The organism is Pseudarthrobacter sp. P1 (assembly GCF_050156935.1).
Lineage (GTDB): Bacteria > Actinomycetota > Actinomycetes > Actinomycetales > Micrococcaceae > Specibacter.
This window is the reverse complement of record NZ_CP189584.1, coordinates 869,011-884,587: the sequence shown is the minus strand read 5'-3', so window position 1 is coordinate 884,587 and position 15,577 is coordinate 869,011. Positions and strand designations below refer to the sequence as shown.

Below are 15,577 nucleotides of genomic sequence, written 5' to 3'. Positions count from 1 at the left end.
ACGCCTCCCATTTCCTATTCCATAAGGAGCATCATGTCTTTCGGAGCACGCGAGTACGACCGCCAGAAGCCGGAAATCGACTTCCCGGACCACGCGGTCCCCACCGAACTGGTGATTGAGGACCTCATCGAGGGAACGGGCACCGAGGCCGTCGCCGGCAGTACCGTGTCCACGCATTACGTGGGCGTGGCCTTCTCCACCGGCGAGGAGTTCGACTCATCGTGGGGCCGCGGCGCACCGCTGGACTTCCGCGTGGGCGTCGGCCAGGTCATCCAGGGCTGGGACCAAGGCCTGCTGGGCATGAAGGTCGGCGGCCGCCGCCGCCTGGAGATCCCCTCCGAGCTGGCCTACGGTTCGCGCGGCGCCGGCGGAGCCATTGGCCCCAACGAGGCCCTGATCTTCGTTGTCGACCTCGTGGGTGTGCGCGGCTAAGCGGAGCACTCTCCCTTGCCCGGTGGCCCCGTACGTTTGCGAACGCGCGGGGCCACCGCCGTTAAGCGCCCGGTGGCGAAAGGCCTCATGTCTTACCCGTGCCGATCCGCGGCTGCCGGTGTGCCGGTAGTACGCTGGCGTCGTGCCAGCTAAGAAAATCGACACCATCGAACGGCTCCTGAACCTGGTCATTGCGCTGCTGGGCAGCCGTGACGGCCACGACAAGGGCTTTCTCCGCGCCAACATCCGCGGCTACGATCCCCAGGCCTCCGACGAGGCCTTCGAGCGCATGTTCGACAGGGACAAGATCAACCTCAAGAAACTGGGCATCCCGATGCAGGCCCGGCAGATCCACACGGCCGACGATCCCAACACCTGGACCTACCGGATCGCCCCGGAGGAATACCGGCTGCCGGAAATCCGCCTGGACGATGCCTCCCTCGCCGTCCTGGGCCTGGCCGCCCAGGTCTGGGAGCAGGCCACGCTCGGCTCGGCGGCCATGCGCGCGCTGCGGAAGCTGGAAAACGTCACCGGCCGCGAGTCGATGAACGACGGCGGGGCCGTCCAGTCGCGCATCCGCACCGAGGACCCGTCCTTCGATGGCCTCTGGGATGCGCTGCGCGACAGCCACCCCGTCACCTTCAGCTACCGCCGTTCGCAGCAGGACACGAGCACCGTGCGCAGCGTCCAGCCCTGGGGCCTGGGCAACAAATACGGCCAGTGGTACCTCAGCGGATTGGACGTCCCCTCCGGCGAACCCCGCCTGTTCCGGCTCTCCCGGATCACCAGCGAGGTCTCCATCAACACCGCCGCCACCTTCGAGCGCCCCGCGGACTTCGACATCGCCACCGTGCTGGACACGCTGGGCACGGGCCAGGAATACACGGCCGTGGTGGAGGTGCGGGCCGGCACCGCCGCGCTGCTGCGCGAGGATGCCACCACCTCGGCACCCGCCGCCCGCGGCGGCTGGGACCGGCTGGAGATTCCGTACCGCGAGCCCGAACTGATGGCCGGCGATCTGGCCACGCTGGGTCCCGGGGCCGTCGTCGTCGGGCCTGCGGCCCTGCACGACGCCGTGCTCTCGCGCCTCCACGCGGCCGCCGGTGCCGCCCTGGAAGGCCCCGCCGAGGTGGACTTTTCCCGCAAGCCCCGCGCCAAGAACGGCCGGCCCAGCACGGAGGACCGGCTTCGCCGGCTGCTGGATCTGGTGCCGTTCCTGGTGCAGAACCCCGGCATCGACAAGGACGAGGCCGCCGGCGAGTTCGGCATCAGCCGGGCGGAGCTGCAAAAGGACCTGGACCAGCTCTCGGTCTGCGGCCTGCCCGGCGGCTACCATGGCGACCTGATCGACGTCGGCTGGGAGGAGGACGTGGTCTTCATCCGGGACGTGCAGAAGCTGGACAAGCCGCTGCGCCTGACGCAGGAGGAGGCCTGCGCGATGCTGGTGGGGCTGGAGTCACTGCGGGCCCTGCCCAATGCCGACGGCGGCGCTGCGCTGGAGCGGGTGCTGGCCGATGTCCGTGCCATCGCCGGGGACCAGGGCTGGCTGGCCGACGCCGTCGAGGCCCGGATCACCGCGGATGCTGATCTGGACACGATTGCCACCCTGCAGGAGTTGGTGCGCACCCGCGGCTGCGCCGACATCACCTATCTGGTGCCCCTGCGCGATGAGACCACACAGCGGGTGATCGAACCGCTGCGGGTGTTCTCCGTGGACTCGCGCTGGTATGTCCAGGCCTGGTGCCAGCGGGCCAACGGCAAGCGGATCTTCCGGCTCAGCAACATCAAATCGATCCAGGCCCTGGCGGAGCCGGCGCCGGACCGCGGACTGGTCTTTGATTCCGCGGTGCCCTCCACGCTCTTCACCCCACGGGACGAGGATGCCGAGGTGGTCCTCGTCCTGGATGCCTCGGCCGGCTGGGTGGCGGACGCCTATGCCGCCGAGGCCGTGGCGGCGCTGCCCGGCGGCGGCACCGCGGTGCGCATCCGCACCGCGAAGCCGCAGGTGGTGGCCACCCTGATGGCCAAGCTCGGCGGCGCCGGCCGCGTGGCCTCGCCACCGCATGTCGCCGAGGCCGTGGCGGCTTGGCTCCGGGAGGCCCTGGCCAACTATGCCGGGGAACCGAACCGGGATTCCCGGACTGGCCGCTAGCCCGGGGTTTTCATCAGGGTTGGGCTGAGGGGTGTGTTTAAGACACGAAAAGGTGCTCTGACAAGGGAAAATAGGGGTGTCTACGCCGTTATTTCCGTGTCTTGAAGGAGCACCTTTTCGATGCATCAGCCTACCAAGGTCTTCCCGTCCCTCCCGGTCACTTTCACCGGCCAGTCGCTGGTCTCCCATGCCGGGGGACGGATCCTGACCTCATTCATCGACGCCCTCGGGTTCCGGGACCTGTGCGAGGACCGGCTCGGGCAGTTCGTCCCCGCGATGGCCTCACACCGGCCCGGGAGGCTGCTCGGGTCGCTGGCGGTGATGCTCGCCGCCGGCGGCGAGCACGCCTCGGACCTGGACATCCTGCGCGCCCAGCCCGGCGTGTTCGGCAACGTGCCCTCGAACGCAACAGTCTCCCGGTTCTTCGAACGCACCGTGAAGAACCCGGACGTCTTCGATTACGGCTTTTCGACCCTGGCCAAGGAACTGCGGACCCGGGCATGGGAAGCCGCAGGAGACCGCAGCCCGGCGGTGAAGGCGACGGCCGCGGACCCGCTGCTCATCGACCTCGACGCCACCTTGGTGACCTCGCACTCGGACAAGGAACAGGCCACCGGAAACTACAAGGGCGGGTTCGGATTCGCCCCGTTCACCGCCAGCCTCGATTACGGTGCCGGCAGCGGCACCGGGGAGGAACTCGCGGTACTGTTGCGTCACGGCGGGGCCACGGCGAACAACGCCGAGGACCACATCCGCATCTTCGAGGCCGCCATCGCCGTCCTGCCCGACTCCCTCTACGGTGGGACCGGGGAACTGGACGGGGAGAAGATCCTGGTCCGCACCGACAGCGCCGGCGCGTCCCGGAAGTTCCTCTGGTACCTGCATTCGCGGGGCGTGCAGTTCTCCGCCTCGTACCCGGTGCCGGTCGGCAAGGCCCACATGATCGACTGGATCAACGACAAGAAATACTGGCAACCGGCCCTGGACCAGGACGGGGTCGAACGCGATGACGCCTGGGTCATCAACGCCACGCAGGTGATCCCGCTCGATGACTACCCGCCGGGGACGAAGATCTTCCTGCGCGCCGAACCGCTGCACCCCGGCGCGACACCGACCCTGCTCGACATCGACGGTCACCGTGTGACAGCGTTTCTGACGAACTCCCCGCGCTGGCACGGACCTTTTCTGGATGCCCGGCACCGGGCCCGCGGCCGGGCCGAGAACCGCATCAAAACCCTAAAGAACACCGGGCTCGGAAAGCTCCCCTTCTTCGATTTCGCTGCCAACCAGGCCTGGGCCAACCTCGCGGTCCTGGCCGCGAACCTGGTCTCCTGGCTCCAGCTCACCGCCCTGCCCGACGGCCACAAAGCACGGGGCTGGGACATCAAACGCTGGCGCTACCGGCTCTTCGCCACCGCCGGGAAAATCATCACCCGCGCCCGCCGGAACCACCTGCTGCTGCCCGCCGCCGCGCCGGAGCAACCCCTGATCAGCGCCCTGCTCGAAGCCATTGAACGGATCGCCGCAGCCGCGAACCGCCCCGCGGTCCTCCTGCGGGCCTGACACCGCAACCCCCCGTCAACCAACGAGCAGGAAAGAAGAACACCAACGGGAACAGTGGAAGCCCGCGCACAGCCCGGCGCCCCCGGGTCCATCAGCCACACCCGAAATCCGATTCAGCCCGCCGGGACGGCAAAACCCGCACCCAACGCCCCGACCGCCGTCCGATGAAAAATCCGGGCTAGACTGTCCAAATGCCTTGGTGGACCTGGATCGTCATTTGGATTGCGCTGTTGGCGCTCTCGCTGGTCTATGTGGCGGCGCTGGGCTTCTGGCTCTGGCGCAGCGCCATGCGCACCCTGGATGCCTTTGAGGACGCCGGTGCGCGCCTGGGCGCCTACCAGCGGGCGAAGTCCGGCGAATTAGCGGCAGTCCGGCGCGCTGAAGACGCTGGCGAAGCCAGTCTCGGCGGCGCGCCGACACCTGGTTGGGCGGTTTTTGCGTCGCCCGAACAAATGAAGGATGATTACGTAAACGCCAAAGAAGCACGCATCCTCGCGCGCCGCCTCCGGCGTGTCGCGCGCAGAACCGAGCGTGGGCAACTCCAATCCTTGAGTGACATCACAGCTGTTAAGGACGTAGGATGAACCAAAAGGAAAGGACTTATTGTGGGTAAGTTGTTTGAGAACCCGTGGGTGCTCTTGATCATCATCATTGTGGTCGTATTGCTCTTTGCTGCACCGAAGCTTCCCGGCATGGCCCGCAGCCTGGGCCAGTCCATGCGGATCATCAAGTCCGAGGTCAAGGAAATGAAGAACGACGGCAAGGAAACGCCGGCCCCGGCCGCGAAGCCCGCAGAGGCCCCCGTCGAAGGCAAGATCGTCAACAACCCGCCGCAGGACGGTACCACCGGTGCCGGTGACGGCACCTCCACCGGCACCAACAACCCCGCCTAGGCACAGTGAGCACTTTGAAAGGCCGCAAAGCCAACCCTGAGGGCCGGATGGCCCTGAAGGACCACCTGATTGAGCTGCGCAACAGGCTCTTCAAATGTGCAATCGCTTTGGTGCTCGGCGCCGTCGTCGGCTGGATCATGTACGACCAGCTGTTCACCGACGTCGCCGAGCCCATTTCCGCCATTAGCCGGGACCGCGGCGTTGTCGCCACGCTGAACTTCGACGGCGTTTCCACCTCGTTCGACCTCAAGCTCCAGGCCTCGCTGTTCCTGGGCGCCATTTTTTCCTCCCCGATCTGGATCTACCAGCTCTGGGCTTTCATAACCCCCGGCCTGACCAAGAAGGAACGCGGCTACACGCTGGGGTACATGTTCGCGGCCATTCCGCTCTTTGCCGCCGGCATCTGGGTGGGCTGGCTCATCATGCCCAACATTGTGCATGCCCTGACCTCCTTCACCCCCACGGGCGGCTCCAACATCATCCACGCCACGGACTACATGCAGTTCGTCATGCAGCTGATGCTCTTCATGGGCATTGCCTTCCTGGTTCCCGTGGTGCTGTTCGGCGTCAACGCCGCCGGGCTGGTGCGCGGACGCACCTTCCTGAAGGCCTGGCGGATCACCATCCTGGCCGTGACAGTGGTCTCCGCCATGGCGGCCCCGGGCGCCGATGCCTTCTCCATGTTCTTCCTCGCCGCGCCGCTGCTGGTGCTCTACTTCGGCGCCATCGGGCTGTGCATGCTCAACGACAAGCGCCGCGACCGGCGCAACGCCAAGCGCCTGGACGAGACCGACGCCACGGCCGACTCGGCCACTGCGTTGACGGATCTGGAGCAGCTCTAGCTGCCGTAGGCTTGGATCATGTCCGAGCCAGCACACCTCTCACCGTCTGACAAGTACCGCCAGGCCAAGGCCCGCTCTGCACAGGCCCGCACCCGCTACGGTGCCTTCAAGGAATCCTTTGGGTTTGAGCTTGATGACTTCCAGGAACGCGCCTGCGCCTCGCTGGAGGCCGGGCGGGGCGTGCTGGTGGCGGCCCCCACGGGTGCCGGAAAGACCATCGTGGGCGAGTTCGCCGTCTACCTGGCCCTGGCCAAGGGCCGCAAGGCGTTCTACACGACGCCGATCAAGGCCCTGAGCAACCAGAAGTATTCCGAGCTGGCGCTCAAGTACGGCCACGAGAACGTGGGCCTGCTGACCGGGGACACCAACATCAACGCCGATGCGCCGGTGGTGGTGATGACCACCGAGGTCCTGCGCAACATGCTCTACGCCGGTTCCGAGGCACTGGACGATCTGGCCTTTGTGGTCATGGACGAGGTCCACTACCTGGCGGACCGCTTCCGCGGTGCCGTCTGGGAAGAGGTGATCATCCACCTCCCCAGCGAGGTCCAGCTGGCCTCGCTGAGCGCCACCGTCTCCAACGCCGAGGAATTCGGCGCCTGGCTGGACACCGTCCGCGGCGACACGGACGTCATCGTCTCCGAACACCGCCCGGTGCCTCTGTGGCAGCACGTCCTGGTGGGCCGTGATGTGGTGGACCTCTTTGCCAGCGGCACGTCCTTTGACGAGCTGCCCGTTCCCGGCGAGCCGGCCACGGGCACGGAATGGGACGTCAACCCGGAGCTGGCGCGGCTGGCCCGCAGCGAGTCCACCTCCAACTTCCGCGGCCGCTACGGCCATGGCGGCCGCCCGGTCCGCCGGGACAAGTCCAAGCGCAACGGCCGCCAGGAGCCGGCCCCGCAGGACCGCCAGGTGGTCCGCAAGGCCACCCGCGCCCAGGTCATCACCGCGCTGGAGCGGGCCAGCCTCTTGCCGGCCATCACCTTCATCTTTTCCCGGGCCGGCTGCGATGCCGCCGTGAAGCAGTGTTCGGATGCAGGGCTGTGGCTGACCACCGACGCCGAGCAGAGCGAGATTGCCCGCCGCGTGGACGAGGCCTGCGCCGACCTGCCGCACGACGACCGCGAAGTCCTTGGTTACTGGGGCTGGCGCGATGGCCTGCTGCGGGGCCTGGCCGCCCACCACGCCGGCATGCTGCCGACCTTCAAGGAAGTGGTGGAGAAGCTCTTTGCCGACGGCCTGGTCCGGGCGGTCTTCGCCACCGAAACCCTGGCCCTGGGCGTCAACATGCCCGCCCGGTCGGTGGTGCTGGAAAAGCTGGAGAAGTTCAACGGCGAGGCCCATGTGGACATCACCGCGGGGGAGTACACCCAGCTGACGGGCCGTGCGGGCCGGCGCGGCATCGACATCGAGGGCCACGCCGTGGTGCTGTGGCAGCCGGGAACGGACCCGGCCGCCGTGGCCGGCCTCGCGTCCCGTCGGACCTACCCGCTGAACTCCAGCTTCAGCCCCACCTACAACATGAGCATCAACCTGATGGCCCAGTTTGGCCGCGGGCGCTCCCGCCAGATCCTTGAATCTTCCTTCGCGCAGTTCCAGGCGGACCGGTCCGTGGTGGGCCTGGCCCGCCAGGTCCGCTCCAGGGAGGAATCCCTGGCCGGCTACGAAAAGTCGATGACCTGCCACCTCGGGGATTTTGCCGAGTACTCGGCGCTGCGCCGCCGGCTGGGCGAGCTGGAGGATGAGGCGTCGCGCGCCAACGCCCGCCGCCGCCGCTCCGCCGTCGAGGACTCGCTGGCCAGCCTGCGGCCGGGCGACGTCGTGAATGTACCCCTGGGCCGGGCGCCCGGCCACGCCGTCGTCGTCGCCGCCGATGCCTTTGCCCACGAGCCGCGGCCCACGGTCCTCACCGTGGACAAGGAGGTGCGCCGGCTGAGCGTCCATGACCTCAACGGTCCACTGTCCGCGCTGGTGCAGGTGCGCATCCCCAAACAGTTCAACGTCAAGGTGGCCAAGGACCGCAAGGACCTGCTCTCTTCGGTGGCGAATGCCCTCCAGTCGGAGACCCCCCGGCGTGCCGGCACCGCCCGGAACACTGGCTTTGCGCTGCGCCACACCGCCGCGGAGCAGGAAGAGGCCATTGCCGCCATCCGCCGCCAGCTCAGCGCGCACCCGTGCCACGGCTGCAGCGACCGGGAAAGCCATGCCCGCTGGTCCGAGCGCTGGTGGAAGCTGCGCCGCGAAACGGACGTCCTGCTGCGGCAGATCCAGGGCCGCACCAACACCATTGCCAAAACCTTTGACCGCGTGTGCGATGTCCTCTCGGCGTTCGGCTATGTGGAAACGGACGCCAGCGGAAACCCGAAGCCCAGCGCCGACGGCGAACGACTGCGCCGGGTCTACGGCGAAAAGGACCTGCTGGTCTCGCTGTGCCTGCGCGAGGGCGCCTTCGACGACCTTGATGAAGCCGAGCTGGCCTGCCTTGCCTCCATGCTGGTCTACCAGGCCAAGCGCGAGGAGCGCGGCGTGCGCCCCCGGATGCCCAGCATCTCGCTCGAATCCGCGGTGGACACCGTCGTGCGCCAATGGTCGGTGCTCCAGGACGTCGAGGAGGCACACAAGCTGCCCCTCACCGGGGAGCCGGAGCTCGGCCTGGTCTGGCCCATGTACAAGTGGGCCCGCGGCAAGCCCCTGCAGGAGGTGCTGGACGGCACGGACCTGGCCGCCGGCGACTTTGTCCGCTGGGCCAAGCAGGTCATCGATCTGCTGGACCAGCTGGCCAAGGTGCCCGGCATGCCCGCCGGCTTTGGCCGGACCTGCGTGCGCAGCATCGACGCCGTCCGCCGCGGCGTGGTGGCGTACTCCTCCGTGGCCGAGTAGCGCCACCGCCCGCTGGCGGGCGCCGACGAATTTTTTGTTTGTGTGAAAGGACCCCCCATGCCATTGACCCTGTACCGCAACGGCTCCGTCTACAGTGCGGCCGACCCCCTGGCCACCGCGATGCTGGTGGACGGGGACACCGTCGCGTGGGTGGGCGGCGAGCACGCGGCCACGTCGCTGGCCGATGCCCGCATGCAGGTGGTGGACCTGGCCGGTGCGCTGGTCACCCCCGGCTTTGTCGACTCCCATGTGCACGTCACCGAGACCGGCCTGGCCCTAGGCTCGGTGGATCTGGGCGTGGCCGCGACATTGGGGCTCGCGCTGGACCTGGTCGCGGCGGCCGCCGCGGCGGCCCCCGGCATCGTGCTGGGCCATGGCTGGGATGAAAACAACTGGCCCGAGGGGCGCCCGCCCACCCTGGCCGAGCTCGAGCGCGCCGCTCCCGGAAGGATGGTCTACCTCTCGCGTGTCGACGTGCACTCCGCAGTGGTCTCCGCGGCCCTGGCCGGGCACTGTGGGCTCGCGGAGCTGGATGGCTGGCTGGGGGAGGGACTGGTGGTCCGCGAGGCCCACCACGGAGCCCGGGCCGAATCGCGCCGGCTGGAGCCGGCCGAGCGCACCCGCGTCCAGCGCCGCGCCTTGGACGCCGCCGCTGCGGCCGGCTACGTGGCCGTGGCCGAGATGGCCGCCCCGCATGTGGGCTCCGCGGAGGATCTGGCATCATTGGCCGCCCTCTCCGGCGCCGCCGGCTCCGGCGCCGCCGGCTCCGGCGCGGCGGTGGAGGTGCTGCCCTACTGGGGGCAGGCCGTCCGCAGCGCCGAGGAGGCGCGCGGGGTGCTGGCGGCGCTGGGCACCCCTGTCCTTGGCCTGGCCGGCGACCTGAACATTGACGGCTCGATCGGCTCGCGGTCGGCCCTGCTGCGCGAGCCCTATGCCGATGCCCCGGGCACGCACGGGTCCAGCTACCTGGACGTGGACGCCGTCGCCGACCACCTGGCCGCCGCCTCGGAGCTGGGCCTGCAGGCCGGCTTCCACCTGATCGGCGACGGCGCCATGGACATCGCCGTCCAGGGCCTCGAGCGCGCCGCGGCCAGGGTTGGCCTGGACAAGGTCCGCGCGGCCGGCCACCGGTTTGAGCACGCCGAAATGGCCGATGCCGCGGCCATTGCCGCCCTGGCGGCCCATTCGGTCACCGTCTCCGTCCAGCCGGTGTTTGACGCCCTCTGGGGCGGCCCGGACGGCCTCTACGAGCGGCGCCTGGGTGCCGCCCGGGGCGCCACGCTGAACCCCATCGCCGCGTACTTCTCCGCCGGTGTGCCGGTGTGCTTGGGCTCCGATTCGCCCGTCACGCCGCTGAACCCCTGGGCCAGCGTGCGGGCGGCCCTGATGCACCACCGCAGCGACCAGCGCATTTCGGCCCGCGCCGCCTTCATCGGCCACACCAGGGCCGGCTGGCGGGCCGCCCGTGAAGGCAATCCGTTGATGGGGCAGCTGGTCCCGGGCGCTCCGGCGAGCTACGCCATCTGGGAGGTGGAGGAGCTCATGGTGCAGGTGGCCGACGAACGGGTGCAGTCCTGGAGCACGGATCCGCGGGCCCGGACGCCGCTGCTCCCGGCCTTGGACACCGGCTCGGATCCGCGCACCCTGGCCACCGTGCACCGCGGCCGCGAGCTCTTCGCCACCGACGGGTTTGCCCTGGCCGAGGCTGCTGCGGGGTAACGGCCAAAAAATCCGCACCGAAATCCTTGGCGGCCGGCATGCCCTTGACCTGCGGCGATGGACATCGCCGCAGGTCAAGGGCATGTTGACAGCCGCAGGCCGGGGCGGGAGGATCGTATCTCAACGGATTGGAAGAGCCCATCGTCTTCCGGCCCGGCCAGCACAGCAGCGGCGGCCCTGCAACGCCACTTTGGGAGTTGCAGGAATGCACTCCTGCGGCGTTGGAAAAGCCCGCGCGATGCCTGCCCTGGCACTTGGGCAGGTCCATACGTCAGTAGAAAACAGCCGGCGCCGCCCCCGCGGCGGCCCCGGGTGGCCCGAAGACGAGTGGACCTGCCCCCTTTATGCCCCCGTATACTGGACACTTGGCGCCCGCCGCCCTCTGCGTGGCGGCGCCGCTGCCCGTGCTCTAACTCCGCGCGTGAACTGATCTTTTTCACGTCACAAGCAATGAAAGGCACCCATCCGTGCGTGTCCTCACGATCATTCCCACTTACAACGAGCTCGAGTCGCTGCCCAAGACTCTGGCCCGGCTGCGCGCGGCCGTGCCCCACGCCGACGTGCTCATTGCCGATGACAACAGCCCCGACGGCACGGGCGCCCTGGCCGATGAATTCGCGGCCTCCGATCCCAACGTCCACGTCCTGCACCGCAGGGGCAAGGAAGGGCTGGGAGCGGCCTACCTGGCCGGTTTTGCCTGGGGCCTGGACGCCGGCTACGACGTCCTGGTGGAGATGGACGCCGATGGGTCGCACCAGCCCGAGCAGCTGCCGATGCTGCTGGACGCCGTCGAACAGGGCGCCGACCTTGCCCTGGGTTCCCGCTGGGTGCCCGGCGGCAAGGTGGTCAACTGGCCGCTGCACCGCAAGCTGCTCTCCCGCGGGGGGAGCGTGTACTCCCGCATGCTGCTCGGTGTGAGCGTCAGGGACATCACCGGCGGCTACCGCGCCTTCCGCCGAAGCACCCTCGAGGCGCTGGACCTGGCCAAGGTGGACTCCGTAGGCTACGGCTTCCAGGTGGACATGCTCTGGCGGGTGGCCCAGCTGGGGCTGCGCATCGTCGAGGTGCCCATCACCTTCGTGGAGCGCGAGTTTGGCGCCTCCAAGATGAGCGGCAACATCGTCCAGGAGGCCATGGTCAACGTCACCAAGTGGGGCCTCACCGCCCGCTGGAACAAGCTCTTCGGCGCCAAGTTCCCGAAGAAGTAGCAGCGCACGAAAGGGCCCCGGGAACCAGATGGTTCCCGGGGCCCTTTCGCATGGGTGCTCCGGTGGGTGGGCCCACGCCCGCAGGGTTCCCTGATCGAGCGAAGCGAGGCCAGAGGGCGGGTGGGGACTAGGCCTTGGCGGCCTGGCCGCGACGTTCGCGCAGGATCGTCAGGCGGTCGGCCAGGATCTGCTCCAGCTCCGGCACGCTGCGGCGTTCCAGCAGCATGTCCCAGTGCGTGCGCACCGGCTTCTCGTTCGAATCGACCGGCTTCTCGCCGTTGACCAGCAGTGCTTCCTTGCCGGTCTTGGAGACCCACACCGGGGGGATGTCGGCCTCGGACGAGAACGTCACGAAAACCTGCTCACCATCTGCGCAACGGTACTCAACGCGCTGACGCGGTGCCGGCTCGACACCCGATTCGGTTTCCATGCTCTGGGCGCCCAGACGCATGCCCCGAAGGCTGCGATCGCTCATGACTTCTCCCTCTTTCATATGCGGTGCCCGTTGGCACGGGCACGGCAGTGACGGTTCCGCGGCGGCGCTTGTCCGCCCCGGTCCCTCTAACGTCAATTGGTTCAACGCATGTCTGCGTCGCCTTGTTCCTGAACTCTTTGCGCGGCCAGCCGGTCCGGCCTCAAGGGGCCGGGCAACCGTGTCGTGGGCGCGAGTATCCATTATACGTCCAACGGCGGGGCGGCGGGCCTGGTGGTCCGCCGCCCCGCCGTTCGACGCTTGGTTCGGCGCTTGTCAGAGGCCCGGGATTGCCGGGGGAACGCCCGGTGCTGGGGGTGCGGACGCCGCGGGGGCGCCGGCGTGGGTGCCGGTGGTCCCGGCGTCGGAATCCAGGCCGCCGAACGGGGAGTCCGGGGACGCGGCGCCGAGCACGGAGCCGATGCCCTTCAGCGCCTCGCCAATCTCGCTGGGGATGATCCACAGCTTGTTGGCGGTGCCGTTGGCCAGCTTGGGCAGCGTCTGCAGGTACTGGTAGGCCAGCAGCTTTTGCGTCGGATTGCCCTTGTGGATGGCGTCGAACACCTTCTGGATGGCCTGGGACTCGCCGTCGGCGCGCAGGATGGCCGCCTTGGCATCACCCTCGGCCTTGAGGATGGCGGACTGGCGCTCACCCTCGGCGGTCAGGATCGCGGACTGCTTGGTGCCCTCGGCCGTCAGGATCGCCGCACGGCGGTCGCGCTCGGCACGCATCTGCTTTTCCATCGAGTCCTGGATGGACAGGGGCGGGTCGATCGCCTTCAACTCAACGCGGCTGACACGGATGCCCCAGCGCCCGGTGGCCTCATCGAGCACTCCGCGCAGCTGGCCGTTGATCTGGTCGCGGGAGGTCAGTGCCTCCTCCAGGTTCAGGCCACCGACCACGTTGCGCAGTGTGGTGGTGGTCAGCTGCTCGACGGCCTGGATGTAGTTGGCAATTTCATAGGTGGCCGCACGCGGGTCGGTGACCTGGAAGTACACCACCGTGTCGATGGAGACCACCAGGTTGTCCTCGGTGATGACCGGCTGCGGCGGGAAGGAGACCACCTGTTCGCGCAGGTCAAGCAGCGGCAGCAGGCGGTCCACAAAGGGGATCAGCACCGTCAATCCGGGGTTGAGCGTGCGCTGGTACTTGCCCAGCCGTTCCACCACTCCGGCCCGCGCCTGCGGGATGATCCGGATGGACCGCACCAGCACAATCACCACAAAGATGATCAGGACCAACAGCACGATGGTCAGCGCCACCGCTCCAGCGTTGTCACCCATATTTCGCCTCGTTTCCTAGTGTCAAAGGGATGCACGGGTGGCGTTCCACCCGTCAATTCGTGGGGACCGGATCCGCAGGCAGCGTTCCGGTGGGACTGCAGCGGCCCGGACGGGCCGGGCGCTACTGGCCGGCAGTGCTGGCGGAGGAACCGGCGGCAGGCGCGGTGCCGGGGAGCACCACAATGGCGGTCGCACCATCGATGGCCGTCACTTCAACGCCCTGGCCCACGGCGAGCGTTCCGCCGCTGTGCGTGCGTGCACTCCAGGTGTCCCCGCCGATCTTGATCAGTCCGCCCTCGGCGCTCACCGCGGCGACGACGACGGCGCTGTGGCCGATCAGGCGGTCAACGTTGGTCCGGCGCTCTAGGGGGCCCTTGCGCAGATGGGCGATGGCGATGGGGTGGACAAAGACGGTCAGGGCCAGCGCGACGACGGCGAAGACCACGATCTGCAGCCAGAAGGGGGCGCCGGTGAAGAAGGCGACGATGGCGGCCAGGGCGCCGGCAGACATGAGGATGAAGTACAGGTCAAGCGTGAGCATCTCCACCACCGCCAGCAGCAGAAATACCGCCAGCCAAAGGATCCAGGCGTTTGTGGCCAACCATTCGTACATTGTTTCCCCCTTGTGATTCAACGTACATTCAGCGTACTACGTATTGCCGCGGCGGCCTCAGATCACGGCCTGCAGGGGCATGCGCAGCGGACTGGAGCCGACCTTGGTGGACGCCTCCGCCAGAATCTGCACTCCCTGGGACAATTGCTCGGCACTGTAGGCGAAGGGGATCCGCAGGAAGCGCTCGAACGCGCCGTCCATGCCGAAGCGGGGCCCGGGCACGATGGCCAGCCCCTCGGCGCGCGCGGCCAGGGCCAGCGCCGAGGTGGAGACCGAGCCGGTGTTGATCCACAGCGACATGCCGCCGTCGGGCACGTGGACATCCCACTGCGGGATGTGCGTGGCCAGCAGTTCCACCAGGGTGTCCCGCCCCTCGCGCAGCCCGCGGCGGCGGCTGGCGGTTAGTGCCGGCAGGTCCGCCATCAACTTGATCGCCACCAGTTGCTCAAAGATCGGCGTGCCGAGGTCCAGTGCGGGCCGGTTCCGCAGGACCCGGGCCAGCAGCTCGCGCGGGCCCCGGATCCAGCCGATCCGCAGCCCGCCCCAGGCCAGCTTGCCCAGGGACCCCAGGGTCACCACCTGGGAGGAAAAGGAGGCCAGCGGCGGGAGCGTCCCGCGGTCGATGTCCAGCCAGGCAGTCGTCTCGTCGGCCACCAGCACCGTGCCCTCGCGCTGGGCGGCTGCGCTGAGCCGGGCGCGGCCGTCCACGTCCAGGGACAGCCCGGTGGGATTGTGGAAGTCGGGCATCAGGTACGCCATGCTCGGCACCGATCGGCGGATCTGCAATTGTGCGGCCGCCACGTCCCAGCCGGATTCGGCGCTGACCGGCAGTGCCAGCATCCGGGCACCGGCCGCGGCGAAGGTGTCCAGCGCATGCGGATAGGTGGGCTGCTCCACCAGGATCCGTTCCCCGGCCGAGTAGAGCGTTTGGGTGAGCAGGCTCAGGCCGTGCTGCGCACCGATGGTGACCATGATCTGGTCCGGTGCCGTCCGCAGCCCGCGGGCCTCGTAGTGCCCGGCAATGGCCTCGCGCAATTCGGGCAGGCCCGTCATGTCGAAGCCGTCGTGGCCAAGGTACCGCGGCAGCTCCTCGGCGGCCTGCAGGTAGGCGGCCGCCAGCCCGGGGTAGGCAGGTGCCGTGGCCTTGGTGAAGTCCAGCGGTAGCCCGGTCTCCAGCGGTTGGCTGCCACGCGCTCCGCCGGGCAGTGCCAGCGTGCTGCCGGAGCCGCGGATGCTGAGCAGGTAGCCGTCGTCGCGCAGTTTGGCATACGCCGCGGCCACGGTGGTCCGGCTGACCTGCAGGGCCAAGCTGAGCTCGCGCTCGGCCGGAAGGCGGGAGCCGCTGGCCAGGCGCCCGTCCATGAGCAGGATCCGCACCCTGTCCGCCAGGGCTCGGTAGGCCGGCCCGGACGTCCGCCATTCACCGAGGTCGAGGGTCAGGCGCCGGGCTGTCACCAGAGGAGTCATAAGGCCACCTTAGGCGAATTGGACCTGTCTGAGAAGTCCAGTTTGGGTGAAA

General features: G+C 68.6%; 13 protein-coding genes. 9 read left to right on the top strand and 4 right to left on the bottom strand.

Translation table 11 applies throughout. The features are described 5' to 3' along the window. Window positions 1–33 precede the first annotated feature (33 nt). The 9 genes from ACQCSX_RS04025 (at window position 34) to ACQCSX_RS03985 (ending at window position 11,689) form a co-directional block, all read left to right on the top strand. Window positions 34–432, top strand: a complete 399-nt coding sequence (locus tag ACQCSX_RS04025) for an FKBP-type peptidyl-prolyl cis-trans isomerase (RefSeq protein ID WP_427017789.1) — start codon at window positions 34–36, stop codon at window positions 430–432. 142 nt (window positions 433–574) lie between these two features. Next, complete coding sequence (locus ACQCSX_RS04020) at window positions 575–2,584, top strand: helix-turn-helix transcriptional regulator (protein WP_427017788.1); 2,010 nt, start codon at window positions 575–577, stop codon at window positions 2,582–2,584. Between the two features lie 120 nt (window positions 2,585–2,704). After that, window positions 2,705–4,147: an IS1380 family transposase gene (locus tag ACQCSX_RS04015; RefSeq protein WP_427015697.1), complete on the top strand. Its 1,443-nt coding sequence runs from the start codon at window positions 2,705–2,707 to the stop codon at window positions 4,145–4,147. 191 nt (window positions 4,148–4,338) lie between these two features. Next, window positions 4,339–4,731 (top strand): hypothetical protein, encoded by a 393-nt coding sequence (locus tag ACQCSX_RS04010; protein WP_427017787.1) that lies wholly within the window; start codon window positions 4,339–4,341, stop codon window positions 4,729–4,731. Between the two features lie 21 nt (window positions 4,732–4,752). Further along, a complete protein-coding gene (gene tatA / locus ACQCSX_RS04005) occupies window positions 4,753–5,040 on the top strand; it encodes a Sec-independent protein translocase subunit TatA (protein WP_427017786.1) in 288 nt (95 codons plus the stop codon). 47 nt (window positions 5,041–5,087) lie between these two features. Next, window positions 5,088–5,882: a twin-arginine translocase subunit TatC gene (tatC, locus tag ACQCSX_RS04000; protein ID WP_427018963.1), complete on the top strand. Its 795-nt coding sequence runs from the start codon at window positions 5,088–5,090 to the stop codon at window positions 5,880–5,882. 18 nt (window positions 5,883–5,900) lie between these two features. Next, window positions 5,901–8,762 (top strand): DEAD/DEAH box helicase, encoded by a 2,862-nt coding sequence (locus tag ACQCSX_RS03995; protein ID WP_427017785.1) that lies wholly within the window; start codon window positions 5,901–5,903, stop codon window positions 8,760–8,762. A gap of 57 nt (window positions 8,763–8,819) precedes the next feature. Beyond that, window positions 8,820–10,481, top strand: a complete 1,662-nt coding sequence (locus ACQCSX_RS03990; RefSeq protein ID WP_427017784.1) for an amidohydrolase — start codon at window positions 8,820–8,822, stop codon at window positions 10,479–10,481. A 467-nt stretch (window positions 10,482–10,948) separates the two neighbouring features. Next, window positions 10,949–11,689: a polyprenol monophosphomannose synthase gene (locus ACQCSX_RS03985; protein WP_427017783.1), complete on the top strand. Its 741-nt coding sequence runs from the start codon at window positions 10,949–10,951 to the stop codon at window positions 11,687–11,689. A gap of 127 nt (window positions 11,690–11,816) precedes the next feature. Here ACQCSX_RS03985 and ACQCSX_RS03980 read toward each other — a convergent pair whose 3' ends face one another. From ACQCSX_RS03980 to ACQCSX_RS03965, 4 genes are all read right to left on the bottom strand, one after another. After that, window positions 11,817–12,164: an RNA polymerase-binding protein RbpA gene (locus tag ACQCSX_RS03980; protein ID WP_427017782.1), complete on the bottom strand. Its 348-nt coding sequence runs from the start codon at window positions 12,162–12,164 to the stop codon at window positions 11,817–11,819. Between the two features lie 273 nt (window positions 12,165–12,437). After that, window positions 12,438–13,445, bottom strand: a complete 1,008-nt coding sequence (locus ACQCSX_RS03975) for an SPFH domain-containing protein (RefSeq protein ID WP_427017781.1) — start codon at window positions 13,443–13,445, stop codon at window positions 12,438–12,440. Between the two features lie 121 nt (window positions 13,446–13,566). After that, entirely contained in the window at window positions 13,567–14,058 is a 492-nt protein-coding gene (locus tag ACQCSX_RS03970) for an NfeD family protein (protein WP_427017780.1), read from the bottom strand. Between the two features lie 57 nt (window positions 14,059–14,115). Next, a complete protein-coding gene (locus ACQCSX_RS03965) occupies window positions 14,116–15,525 on the bottom strand; it encodes a PLP-dependent aminotransferase family protein (RefSeq protein ID WP_427017779.1) in 1,410 nt (469 codons plus the stop codon). Window positions 15,526–15,577 lie beyond the last annotated feature (52 nt).